The sequence below is a fragment of the Microcystis sp. M083S1 genome (assembly GCF_020246405.1).
Lineage (GTDB): Bacteria > Cyanobacteriota > Cyanobacteriia > Cyanobacteriales > Microcystaceae > Microcystis > Microcystis aeruginosa_C.
In genome coordinates, this window is the sequence record NZ_JADBTB010000067.1 from 38,449 (window position 1) to 51,070 (window position 12,622).

Below are 12,622 nucleotides of genomic sequence, written 5' to 3' on the forward strand. Positions count from 1 at the left end.
TATGGAAAAAATTCTCAAATATGGTTCGGGTTGGCGCCTGGGTTGGAATCCTCAAGCAGCCGTTTATAAAGGATTAATTGGTGGCGATGATTGGGCGATGGAGTTGACCGAGGCCGAGTGGCAAGATTTGCGTCGGTTACTATCACAATTGACCGCAACTATGGCGGCCATGGCCACAGAATTAATGGATGAAGAAAGTATTGCTTGTGAAGCGGAAAGCGAGCTTTTATGGTTAGAAGCGGCAGGATTTCCCGATCATTATTCCCTGCGATTTATTCTCTATCAAGGTCGCGGTTGTGAGGGCAATTGGTCGGCCACTGCCCTGCCAGAGTTGCTCGCCGCTTGGGACAATTTGCTTTACAATTTTTAAGAAAGCGGTGGACATAAGTTAATTTTTGTTTCCCCCTCTTGACTTTTAGATTCCCCTGTGCTGCCATGATTGCCCATCCGAGGACGAAGACCGATAATCTCACCTACACTCCGCCCCCATTGCTGAAAAACGGTTTTGCCATGACTCTCTATGTGTCCCTAAAAGCGCGAGAAACCTGGCAAAATACGATCGCTATTCCCGAACCAGTCTATCAAGAAACCATTTTCACCGGGGCCAATGCCGTCCCTATCTACGGGATTGTTTCCATTCCCCCGCAAGCGAAAGGAACAATTATCGGGACCTACGGCATCACGGGAGACTTAGATAATCAATGGTTTTTAAGGATTTTAGGCAGAAAAGCCGTAGCGAGAAACTACGCAGTCGTCCTCTTCGATTGGCGGGCCCACGGTAAGACAGCCGAATTATCCCCGACTCTCACCTCCGATGGCATCTATGAAGGGCTAGATTTCATTCATATTGCCGCCCAAGCTCAAAAAATGGGCTGTCCCGCTCCTTTTTGGTTCACAGGTTACTCTCTGGGGGGACAATTAGCCCTCTGGGGAATTAAATCGGCAGAGAATCAGGAAGATCTGGGGATCGATCCCGCCCATATCGGTGGTGGGGCGGTAATTTGTCCTAATTTAGACTCTAATCGTTCCTTATCCTATCTCGTCCGGGATACCTGGGGGAAACATCTGGAAAAAGCGATCGCCAGGGAATTACGCAAGTTAGCCAAACGCATCCATCAAGCTCATCCCGATCATATCGATCCCGAAGCAATTACTCGCGCCACCACGATTGCCGGATTCGATCGAGAATTAGTGATTAAAAAGCTAGGATTTGAGACAGTCTATGACTATTATGCCGCTAGTAGTCCCTTGCCCTTTCAACCCTATTTAACTAAACCCACTTTTATCCTCTACGCGGCCGATGATCCCCTCTTTTCCCCCGCAGTTATTCCCGATCTGCAAGCAGCGATCGCCGATAATCCCCACGTCGATCTACTCTTAACCAACCATGGCGGTCATGTGGGTTATATCAGCAGTTTATCCTGTCAGCGTCAGTGGGGCGATAGCGATCGCTGGTGGGCATGGAATCGGGTTTTAGACTGGTTTGACCAAAAAACTGGCAAATAAGAGCTAATTTCTAGGATTCAAAGGCCGCTAGAAACTCCTCCAGCTGCTGCCAAGTCGGTTGGGATGCGATCGCTCCTGCCCCCCTTGTCACCATTGCCCCCACCGCACAGGCATAAATCACCGCCTTACGCGCTAAATCGGCATTTTCCTCGATTTTATCGCCTACAAGACCGGCACGAGCTAAAAAACCAGCCACAAAGCCATCCCCCGCCCCAGTGGTATCCACTACCTCCCCAGAAAAAGCCTCTACAGTGCCGCTATTTTCGCCTAAATGATATTTACAACCTTTTGCGCCGCGCGTAACCAGAATTGCCCCTAAATTGGGGTATTGTGATGATATTTCTCCCGGGCTATCAGTGCCAAATAACCAGCTTGCTTCTTCCTCGCTACATTTGAGCAAATCGGCCTGGGCAATAAAATCTCGAATCTGATCAGGAGCGGCCTCAAGATTAGGCCAAAAAACCGGTCGCCAGTTGATATCGACCAATACTTTCACCGCGTAAATTTTAGCTAATTCGATGGCCCGCATCATCGCCGCTCTTGCTGGGGGATAGGCTAACCCTAGGGTTCCCATCACTAGATAATCGGCATTTTTCAACAGATTTTCGGGTAATAAGTCAGCATTAAGGGCAGTGTCGGCAAAATCAGTTGTTTTTCTGCCGCCAAAACCCGCAAAATGTCTGTCTCCCCCAGCATCGCGGGTGACATAAACTTGTCGGGTGGGTAGGGTGGCATGATACTGTACACCAGTGGTATCGACTCCGAGAGCGTCTAGCAAGGCGATTAACTGTTCTCCGGGTTTATCTTTGCCCACACAACCGATAAAAGCCGAATTTATGCCCAATTTTCGCAATCCACAGGCCACGTTTGCCGGCGCACCCCCCGCGTAGGTTGTCCAAGAAGTTACTTTCTCTATAGAGCGATCGCTTTGATCGGCAATTAGATCATAGAGGATTTCCCCTAAACAAATGACAGACACCGGCGAAGATCTTTGATTGTTAAGCATTGGTGTGGGAATTATGAATTATGAATTATGAATTATGAATTGGGGTGTGGGGTGTGGGGTGTGGGGTGTAGGGAAGAAAACCTCTTTCATCTCTGGTAGTGAAAATTTTTTCATCGGGACTGAATCCTGTCTCCTGACGACCGACTCCTATCTCCTGACTCCTATCTCCTGACGACCGACTCCCGATCACTGATTAATAACTTGTCAAGAAATCACGATAAATCAACTAGAGATTATCTTAGACATTTAGTATAATCAAACACATAGATTAGGGGAAATTGCTCATAAATCAGCCCGATCGAGCGTGAATCCTCTTTTATTTTTTAGTCTTAGACTAAGGAAATATCATGGTTGATTGTAGTCGGATTCAGTTTGACGAGGATAAAAGCAAGATAGATCTATTGCAACTACGAGAATTATTTAATTTAACCGCATTTTGGGCAATTGATCGCCGTTTAGAAGATTTAGAAACCGCAATTGACTATAGTGATCCAGTGGTGACGGTGTGGAATGAGCGGCAATTAATTGGTTTTGCTCGCGCCATTTCTGACGGCATTTATCGGGCAACTATTTGGGATGTGATCGTTCATCCCGATTATCAGGGAGCGGGTTTAGGGCGTAAATTAGTAGAAACAGTCTTGGCCCATCCCCGAATAAATCGGGTGGAAAGAGTCTATTTGATGACTACTAATCAAGAGAAATTTTACCGGCGCATTGGTTTCCAAAGCAACGCCACCACGACGATGGTATTATTTAATCGTTATCCCGAGGATTTTTCCTGTCCGGCGATCGAGGTAAAGAAAAAACGATCCGTGTGAGCTTGTCCTGACTATTGTTATCGATTTGATCTAAGCTCATTTCCCCCCCCGAGACTTCGATAATCCCCTTCGCTAACTGAAATTTAAGACTGGGAGAAAAGCCAAGAGCTTGAGTAAATTGTTTTACTTCTTCTGGGTTTGATTCTAAACTCAAAGGGGAAATTTCTGGCATTTGCCAGAGAGCGATTTCCCCGGGAAATTCTAGGACAATAGTGACTTTTTTCTCGCCAAGGGCGCTTACCGATATACAAATAGAGCCACTCGTTAAGTTAGCGATCGCTGCATCGACGAGAAGGACAAGAGCAGAAAATAAACGCTGATAATCGGCAATAATAGCAATATCATCGGTTAAAGGGCTAAATTTAAGCTTAATATTGCGGTTAGCTGCCTGTAAATAGGTTAAACTTGCCCAATCTTCCCAGAGTTTAGTTAAAGAAAAAATTTCTTGATCGAGAGGTATAGTACCAGACTCTAGTTTGGAGAGATTAATCATCTCATCGAGCATTGCCATCAGTTTACAGCCCGCCAGTTGTCCCTGGGCGATAAATTCCCTTTCCTCGGCCGGACTTTCACAAAGATCGGCGAGAATCATTTGATGGAGACTGATCATACTGCTCAATGGCGATCGCAATTCGTGGGCAACCCGTCCCAAAAAACTGCTTTTGAGGTGATTAATTGCCACGGCCATCTGATAAGCGAGGCGAGTTTGCTGTAATTCCCGTTTTAAAGCGTCAATATCGTCCATATTTACAGAAAAACTGCCCCTTGTCGTAAGATATCCCATCCTTGACATTGCCAACGCGCGACGGTGGAGGGTTGTCCACTATTGATTATTCCCCATGCTTGCCTTTCTGTGGGCGCTAACACCGTCACCGAGGGAAAAGTAGTCATAATCGCTTCTGGAGTTAATAAAGGCTCTTGTCCTGACAGATTAGCACTTGTGGTCGCTAAAACACCAGTTCGACCGAGAATTTCTCTTGCGATCGCATGAGCGGGAACTCGGATCCCGATCGTGCTAGGATCCTTCGGGTTAAGAACTTTTGGTACTTTTTCAGAAGCGGGTAAAACCAAAGTTAGGGAGCCGGGCCAGTGTTTTTCGGTCATTTGCCGCCAAATTTCCCTTTCTTCCTGACTTCCCTTGACATAATCCCATAAATCTGCTGCTGAGGCCGCCATGAGAATTAAAGGTTTATCAAAAGTCCGTTTTTTAGCGGCAAAAACTAAGGCAGCATAGGGGGGAGAAACCGCTAAAGCGGGGACTGTATCCGTGGGAAAAGAAACCACTTGACCACTGAGGGCCGCGTGAACAATTTCGTTAAGAGAAGCAGTAGGCATTGAGAATTGATCATTTTTGGGGACTAATTTAGCCTAAAACTTTTTGGTACAATTTTAAAGGGCAAGCAGTTGATCAAGATTAATTTTACTAACACTTGCTCCTAGTGCCTCTTGTCAAAAATGGTCAACTTCTTACCCTTCCAGAATCGGAATTTGATCGATTCATCACAGTTGACGCAACCTGTCGTTTTAACAGAATCTGTCTCAATTTGATATTGCGGTAAACGATTAATTTAGATAGATAGTTAACAGCTTATGCAACACGGTTATTAGCCTGTTTACAGCTTATACCGCAAACTCATACTCTAATTGCCGTTGCAACTGATTCGATGTGGCAACATACCTAACAGGACGTGTAAGCTTTTTAACTTTACCAAGTTTTTCTGCCGCTTCCAACCACTCACCTACCAACTTTTTAGGAAGCTTAAACATTTCAGAAATTTCATCTTTTGTGCGCTCTGTACTAAGTGCTTGTTCTATATAGGGCAGAATTATCAGGAAAGCATCATAATTTTCATTGCAAGAAGCACCCATAATTCTCTGTTCTTCAGTAGTAGATGCCGCTTGTAACGGAGAACTTGACTGACTTGCAGAAGCCCCTAGATTCTCCTCTGTAGTAAGAGTAGTGTTTATCTCAGTGCGTTCTTCATAAAAACCTACTGCTTCTAATTGAGAACTTAACTGATTGGTAGATTCTTGCCAGTTCTCTTCTTCAGTAATTGTGTCCAGAATCTGAAGTTGCAATGTATTAGCAGATTTAGGCTTATCTTTCTCAAACTCAAATTTCTTTACGGATTGATATAAGAAGCTAAACATATCATTATATGTCTGCTTACCAACACCTTCAATTTTTCCTAACTCTCGAAATCTTCTAATTGGTAAGGCATGAATTATTTTTTTTCTGATATCAGCTCTGAGATTAAGTTCTTTATCCCATCCAAAGCTCTCAATATTATTGACCAAACTAACCATTGAACCCTCTACACCCGTTGCTTCCTTTTCTTGATCTAAACAAATAAATACATCAATATCGAGGTTTCCCAGATATTTTTCCATCAAAGGGGATACATCACCCCAATCAAGTCCACCATGACTACATCCCAACTTAGGAAAAGCGATCGAAGTAATGCCGCCTTTCTGATAGTTAATGGAAAAATACTTAAGTCCCTCATCTATCCATTCAATTTTAGAGGGATACTTCCAGTGATCCTTTGTCGGGAAGTTAAGAATCCAAACATTCCCATAATTTCTGTAAAGATAAGGCTTTCCAGTTTTAACCTCTTTTTTCCTGCATCGCTCTACATAGTCTTTTTCCATTTCTGGAAATCTTAGCTGAAACTCTAGAGCCAAGCCAGCACCCATTACACCAACGCAGTTAACTGTGTTAACAATCGTTTGCGTGTTGACATTGAAAACTGTGGTATCTGTGTAATGTAGCATGACTAGAAATATAAACCTGGACCTACCATTCCTATAATATCAGTTCTCTGTATAGCTGCAAGGATAACGTTGCTGTGCTTCTGGGAACGGCAAAATACTGCTTTGATCCTATTGGGCGCTACCGTCGGGTAAACAAGTATCTCTGCACACTTCATGCGCTTGCCATCTTCGAAATCATTCCAGTATTGCGCCCAGATTACATTCCACGGCAACTGGTTAAGCATTTGCGCACCCCGATAGAACCGAGTCTCCCCTGCCGCTGCATTTCCATCAGAAAAGATAACATTTGTTTCTAATAAAAGTTGTGGCTCAATTCCCAAAATAACAATGTCATCTTGATGCTGTTTCCTACTATACAGCATTGGATTTCTGGGTGAAAAATACAGCGGGACATATTCATGTAGTGGTATTTCGTCAATTTTTCGATTAGCTCTTCTATCTTGAACATCTGGATCAGAAATATCTACTTCTATTAATCCTCTCCTATAGGCTTCATTATGTGACAACAATCCATTCGTAATGATAGAGGTAAGGTTATTTATATAAGTCATGTGGTACAGGTACTCAATACCGTACTCCTGAAAGATATCCATACGGAGGAACCTCAGCTATGCTCACTTGCTTATTGTTCCCTGCGACTAACGGCAGGGCAACTGTTAGTTTACCATACTAGGTTAGCCACAGCCCGCAATATAAAATTCAAACTTAGGTAGGTAGGTGTTAAAAGTTGTCAGATACCCCCCTTATCAAGGTAGGACTGATTCATTCTCCGAATCTAATTCTTTTTTTGCTACCCTTAATCGCTTATGAGGTAAGCTAGGGAGCAGGGAAGTACAGGTTTTTGCTCTCATAGTAGGTTGATTCATGAATCAACCTACAAAGCACGACGTTTTGACAAATTTTCAGCTATGTATTTCCGAGAAATCGACTAAAAACGTTGCCAGATAAGGATTTTAGAGAATGACATAAGAGAGAATGAAACGACCCTACCCTTATCAAGGGGGGACTAAGGGGGGATCAGAGGCAAAATCTATCTTCAATTTAATTATAACTACTTACTTAGGTATAATTTAGCTATCTCCAACCAATGAGCGACGATTAATTATGAATGAGCCTGATACTTTTGCTAATCTCCAACAATTAGAATATATTCCCTACCTAGATACCACGGGTAATATCTCTGCTGATTTCCAGGGAAAAATCGGGGTTTATGCCATTTTTAATCGAGAGCAAGTCCTAGATTTTGTCGGCTATTCTCGTGATATTTATCTCAGTTTAAAACAACATCTTGCCCGACGGCCCCAAGCTTGTTATTGGCTAAAAATCCAGTTGATTGAGCGTCCCAATCGGACTATTCTCGAATCGATTAAACAAGCTTGGCTAAGAGAAAGTCAGGCAGTAATCGACAATGAAAAACTCTGGACAGAACCAATTGATGCTAAATTAGCCATGACTGAGACAGAAAAAGAAATTTATCAAAGTGCTGACGAAGTAGGGCAAATCAAGTTATTAAAACAGGTATCCAGACGAGTAGAAAACGATGTTTTATCAACTCTAGAAAAACGGGGAGTACAGATGGAAATTCGTTTTAATCCTAAGTTAAAAGAACAGGGTTTGCTCGATTTAAAGTAAAAATTAAGTAGGTAGGCGTTAAAAGTTATCAGATGCCCCCCTTATCAAGGGGGGATTAAGGGGGGATCGGCACCCCCCTTATTAAGGGGGGATTAAGGGGGGCAGGGGGGATCGAACCTAAAATTCATTTTTAATTTAATTATAACCAGCTACTTACTAGGAGCGATCGATTCTCCAGACAAACCGCTATGATAGTATATCGCCCCATCCCCACAGCAATGGAACAGCGATGACCACTCAAGACTGGCCAAACCTACTGCAGCAACTACTCGATCAAAAATCCCTTTCCCTTAACCAAGCTGAAGAATTAATGACCGGATGGTTAAACGGCCAGATTCCGGAAGTTTTATCGGGGGCGATTTTAGCGGCTTTGCAAGCAAAAGGAGTCTCGGCCGCCGAATTAGCGGGAATGGCCGGAGTTTTACGGCAACAATCTCGCTTAGAAGACCCTAAACCCCATACCACTCCCGTTATCGATACCTGTGGCACCGGCGGTGACGGGGCTTCAACCTTTAATATTTCCACTGCCGTGGCCTTTGTGGCGGCCGCCGGGGGCGTAAAAGTGGCTAAACACGGCAATCGCTCCGCCTCCAGTAAAGTCGGTTCGGCCGATGTTTTAGAATATCTTGGGGTTAATTTGAGCGCCCCTAGCGAGAAGGTGGCGGCGGCTTTAGATGGGGTGGGAGTGACCTTTCTTTTTGCCCCCGGTTGGCATCCAGCCCTGAAAAGTGTGGCTAATCTCCGCAAAACCCTGAAAGTTCGCACGGTTTTTAATCTTCTGGGTCCTCTAGTTAATCCTCTCCGTCCCACAGGTCAAGTTATCGGGGTTTATGACCAGCAATTTCTCACCCCCATGGCCACAGCTTTAGCACAAATGGGAATCCCAAAGGCGATTATTGTTCACGGCCGGGAAAAACTCGACGAGGTGGGGTTAGGAGATCTGACCGATATGGCTTTATTAAATAATGGCGAGGTGATTTCTGCGGCGATCGATCCCTTGTCAATTGCTATCCCCAGAGCCAGTTTAAATGCCCTTAAAGGCGGGGAAGTGCCAGAAAATGCCGAAATCCTCAAAAATGTCCTGCAAGGGGGGGGAACGCCGCCTCAACGGGATGCTGTGGCGATTAATGCCTCTCTTGCCCTACAGGTGGCAGAAAAGGTCACTTTTGGCGACCATGCTGCCGGTTTCGCCCTCGCTCGCGACATTTTAGCCAGTGGGTTAGCTTGGCAAAAATTAGAGGAGTTGGTTAAGTTTCTCGCTTAGGAAAATTCCCTGCTCCCTTCCCCCCACACCCCATCTCAATGCACTTACTGCATGATATAAATGCTTAAACACGATGGTGAGCGAATTTCTGTTACAAACAATACAAAATCACCCAAGTTAAAACGAATTAAATAACAAATAGAGACTAGGTAAATTACTAAATTTTTGCTAATGACGACAGTATTTTACAGAATACTTATTGTTAAATCGCGATTTCTTCATTTCTAACCCCCACCAACTAGAACAATTACACTCACAAACCAGAAGGAGATAGATTCGTGGTACAAGCACCTGAAAAAGATGGAACGACTCTCAATAAATTCGAGAAATTTAAAGCCGAAAAAGACGGATTAGCCATTAAAGATGAACTGGATCATTTTGCCCAAATCGGTTGGGAAGCGATGGATAAAACCGATTTAGAACATCGCTTAAAATGGGTGGGGGTTTTTTATCGTCCCGTCACCCCGGGTAAATTCATGATGCGTTTACGGGTTCCTAACGGCATTATTAGCAGTGAGCAAATGCGCGTTTTAGGGGAAATCGTGCAGCGTTACGGCGATGATGGCAATGCCGATATTACTACTCGTCAGAACTTACAATTACGCGGTATTCGTATCGAAGATATTCCTGATATTTTCCAACGACTAAAATCCGTGGGTATGACTTCGGTACAATCGGGCATGGATAATGTCAGAAATATTACCGGTTCACCCATGGCGGGACTAGATGCGGATGAATTAATTGACACCAGGGAATTAGTCCAAAAAGTCCAAGATATGATTACCAACTACGGTCAAGGTAATTATCAATTTAGCAATCTGCCCCGCAAATTTAATATTGCCATCGAGGGGGGCCGGGATAACTCGGTTCATGCGGAAATTAACGATATTGCCTTTGTTCCTGCCTATAAAGAGGGAGAATTAGGCTTTAATGTTGTGGTAGGTGGCTTTTTCTCGGCTAAACGCTGTGAAGCGGCAATTCCTATGAATGTTTGGGTGAGACCGAATCAGGAAGTGGTGGATTTATGCCGAGGGATTTTAGAAGTTTACCGCGATAACGGATTACGCGCCAATCGTCAAAAATCCCGTTTAATGTGGTTAATTGATGAGTGGGGAATTGAGGAATTCCGCACGCGGGTGGCTAATCACCTAGGTTATCCCTTGGCAACGGCAGCGGAAAAAGACGCTATTGACTGGGAAAAACGAGATCATTTAGGAGTTTTTCCCCAAAAACAGGAGGGATTGAGCTATATCGGTCTTTGTGTTCCCGTTGGCCGTCTATTTGCCGATGATATGTTAGATTTAGCCCGGATTGCCGAAGTGTATGGCAGCGGAGAATTGCGTTTAACCGTGGAACAAAACGTGATTATTCCCAATATAGCGGCTGAAAATATGCCAACTCTTTTAACCGAGCCTTTACTGGCTAAGTTTACCCCCAATCCCACTCCTTTACAACGAGCGCTCGTTTCTTGCACGGGGGCGCAATTCTGCAATTTTGCCCTGATTGAAACCAAAAATAAGGCTGTGGACTTGATTCGTCAGTTAGATGCCGAATTAAATATTCCCCGGGGTGTGCGTATGCACTGGACCGGTTGCCCTAACTCCTGCGGACAACCCCAAGTGGCCGATATCGGTTTGATGGGGACAAAAGCTCGCAAAGACGGCAAAACCGTGGAGGGAGTTGACCTCTACATGGGGGGTAAAGTGGGTAAAGATGCCCACCTGGGCAGCTGTGTACAAAAAGGGATTCCCTGTGAAGATCTAAAATCGCTGTTAACTTCTATCCTCATCGAACAATTTGGGGCGACACCGAAAGGTTAATTAGCAAGTTTCTCGATACGCTGAATGGGTAGGGTTGATTCATAGTAGGGTTGATTCATGAATCAACCCTACCCAAACCCCCCGTTGGGGGCGTGGCGCCGCCCCCAAACCCCGGAGCGCATTAGTTTTTCGGTGGGATGCTTACACGCAGCCGCTGACACATCTGTAATAATTTAAGAGTCACTCCCCTTGCAGAAGTGCCTCTCCTGATATGTAGCCTATACTCAAGGGATTTAGTATGAGATGGGAATCGTTACTTAGCTTTAAATTGAGCTTGTTTACGAAGTAATTCCCCGATGGTTAAATTGGGTTGGGGTCTGCCCTCAAAAACCGTTCCTACCTCAAATTTTTGCAACTGTACCCGTGCCAAATGATAGGCCTCATCGGGCAAGGGAATATAACCAATAGTATCTAATAAATTGGGAACTCGATCGAGATAATATTCGACAAATTTCTCTAAAGCGGGATTCTCTTGGGCTTTTTGGGCATTAACATAAATAAACAAAGGACGAGATAAAGGCTGATATTTACTATCCTCGACATTGCCGCGAGTTGGTTCAATACCGTTAACTTTTAAAGCTTTTAATTTATCCCGATTTTGTTCATAATAAGCGTGGCCAAAATATCCCAAAGCGTTGGCATCTTGACTGACGGCATTAACTAAAGCTTGGTCATCTTCACTAAAATTAACGTCCCCACGACTGGCATCTTTGCCGTTAATTACCTCACTAAAAAAATCGTAGGTTCCAGAATCTTTACCTGGCCCATGAAGGGTAATCGTTCGGTCGGGCCAAGCGGGATTAATTTGATTCCAACGTTTGATTTTATTCTCGGCTGCTGGTTCCCAAATAGTTCTTAATTCTGTGGTGGAAATATCATCAACCCAGTCATTTTGGGGATTGACTACCACGGTTAAAGCATCAAAAGCGATCGGTAGTTCAATAAATCTTACCTTATTAGCATCACATTCTTTTAATTCTTCCACAGAAATCGGCCGAGAAGCATTATTAATATCGGTTTCTCCCGCACAAAATTTTCTAAAACCGCCGCCAGTTCCTGAAATATTAGCGTCAATTTTAACATCAGCTAAAGCTTTGTTAGGGGTATTAGCTTTAAAATCTTCGAGAACTTTATCGGTAATTGGTGCTACGGTACTCGAACCATCGATTTTAATCGGTTTTAGGTCTTGAGTGGAAATATTGACACAGGCGGGTAAAATTAGGGCAGTACCCAGGACAATTGCCACTACTTTGGTGGGACGAGATAGCTGAGTAAAGATTTCTAGCATAGGTGTAAAAAGGAGAAAGTAAAAACGGGTATTGGGGAGACTTTTCAGTTATCAGTGGGGTAGTGGGGTAGTGGGGTAGTGGGGAGAAAAAAGCTGAGGGATGATGACTAAAAACCTTAATCTTTTCTTTGTTGTTTTTACGTCACTACAATGATAGGGAAAGAGAAAAAACTAATCTAAACTGGAAAAGTCAGCGGATTTACCCGCGACTTAAAACTAATGTTTAGTCAAAATAAATAGTAAAAGAAGAACGTAGGTTGGGTTGAAGCATGAAACCCAACGCCCGCATGGGTTACGCTACCGCTAACCCATCCTACAAATAATTGTGCCTCCCTACTTAAAACTAATGTTTAGTCAAAATAAATAGTAAAAGAAGTTGAGATTTTTGTCTAGTTATCGAGAAAACTTTTCTTGACAATAGATTATGTTTTTTTATTCACTTCTTAACCTATTCTTTACCAATCCGTGGTAAACTTTAGCGTAAGATTTAAGGCAGTTTACGGATCAAAATTA

At 43.8% G+C, this 12,622-nt stretch carries 12 protein-coding genes; 6 read left to right on the forward strand and 6 right to left on the reverse strand.

Annotated elements, in window-relative coordinates:
- Position 1: 1 nt before the first annotated feature.
- Together IM450_RS06345 and IM450_RS06350 are read left to right on the forward strand one after the other, a co-directional pair.
- Positions 2–370, forward strand: coding sequence for a DUF1818 family protein (locus tag IM450_RS06345; RefSeq protein ID WP_287665449.1), 369 nt, complete (start codon positions 2–4; stop codon positions 368–370).
- Positions 371–435: 65 nt separating this feature from the next.
- Positions 436–1,506 (forward strand): YheT family hydrolase, encoded by a 1,071-nt coding sequence (locus IM450_RS06350; protein ID WP_287665452.1) that lies wholly within the window; start codon positions 436–438, stop codon positions 1,504–1,506.
- A 10-nt stretch (positions 1,507–1,516) separates the two neighbouring features.
- On the opposite strand, the gene IM450_RS06355 is transcribed toward IM450_RS06350, so the two are convergent.
- Complete coding sequence (locus IM450_RS06355) at positions 1,517–2,512, reverse strand: carbohydrate kinase family protein (RefSeq protein WP_287665455.1); 996 nt, start codon at positions 2,510–2,512, stop codon at positions 1,517–1,519.
- 347 nt (positions 2,513–2,859) lie between these two features.
- Between IM450_RS06355 and IM450_RS06360 the strand changes: the two genes are divergently transcribed.
- Positions 2,860–3,330 (forward strand): GNAT family N-acetyltransferase, encoded by a 471-nt coding sequence (locus IM450_RS06360; RefSeq protein ID WP_287665458.1) that lies wholly within the window; start codon positions 2,860–2,862, stop codon positions 3,328–3,330.
- Here the strand turns inward: IM450_RS06360 and IM450_RS06365 are convergent.
- The 4 genes from IM450_RS06365 to IM450_RS06380 all read right to left on the reverse strand — a co-directional run bounded on the left by IM450_RS06365 (position 3,266) and on the right by IM450_RS06380 (position 6,698).
- The gene (locus IM450_RS06365) at positions 3,266–4,123 is read right to left on the reverse strand and encodes a sensor histidine kinase (RefSeq protein ID WP_287665460.1); all 858 of its coding nucleotides are present in this window, start codon (positions 4,121–4,123) and stop codon (positions 3,266–3,268) included. The two genes, IM450_RS06360 and IM450_RS06365, sit on opposite strands and share 65 nt — an antisense overlap.
- On the reverse strand, positions 4,078–4,665 hold the full coding sequence (locus tag IM450_RS06370) for an L-threonylcarbamoyladenylate synthase (protein WP_287665462.1): 588 nt from the start codon (positions 4,663–4,665) through the stop codon (positions 4,078–4,080). The genes IM450_RS06365 and IM450_RS06370 overlap by 46 nt, the downstream gene beginning before the upstream one ends.
- 285 nt (positions 4,666–4,950) lie before the next feature.
- Complete coding sequence (locus tag IM450_RS06375; protein WP_287665465.1) at positions 4,951–6,105, reverse strand: macro domain-containing protein; 1,155 nt, start codon at positions 6,103–6,105, stop codon at positions 4,951–4,953.
- A gap of 2 nt (positions 6,106–6,107) precedes the next feature.
- Positions 6,108–6,698 (reverse strand): DUF4433 domain-containing protein, encoded by a 591-nt coding sequence (locus IM450_RS06380; RefSeq protein ID WP_287665469.1) that lies wholly within the window; start codon positions 6,696–6,698, stop codon positions 6,108–6,110.
- Between the two features lie 511 nt (positions 6,699–7,209).
- Between IM450_RS06380 and IM450_RS06385 the strand changes: the two genes are divergently transcribed.
- The 3 genes from IM450_RS06385 to IM450_RS06395 all read left to right on the forward strand — a co-directional run bounded on the left by IM450_RS06385 (position 7,210) and on the right by IM450_RS06395 (position 10,821).
- Positions 7,210–7,737: a GIY-YIG nuclease family protein gene (locus tag IM450_RS06385; protein WP_287665471.1), complete on the forward strand. Its 528-nt coding sequence runs from the start codon at positions 7,210–7,212 to the stop codon at positions 7,735–7,737.
- A gap of 229 nt (positions 7,738–7,966) precedes the next feature.
- Positions 7,967–9,001: an anthranilate phosphoribosyltransferase gene (gene trpD, locus IM450_RS06390; protein ID WP_287665473.1), complete on the forward strand. Its 1,035-nt coding sequence runs from the start codon at positions 7,967–7,969 to the stop codon at positions 8,999–9,001.
- A gap of 278 nt (positions 9,002–9,279) precedes the next feature.
- On the forward strand, positions 9,280–10,821 hold the full coding sequence (locus IM450_RS06395) for a ferredoxin--nitrite reductase (RefSeq protein WP_287665476.1): 1,542 nt from the start codon (positions 9,280–9,282) through the stop codon (positions 10,819–10,821).
- Between the two features lie 253 nt (positions 10,822–11,074).
- Here the strand turns inward: IM450_RS06395 and IM450_RS06400 are convergent, their stop codons facing one another.
- Entirely contained in the window at positions 11,075–12,109 is a 1,035-nt protein-coding gene (locus IM450_RS06400) for a PstS family phosphate ABC transporter substrate-binding protein (RefSeq protein WP_287665478.1), read from the reverse strand.
- Positions 12,110–12,622 lie beyond the last annotated feature (513 nt).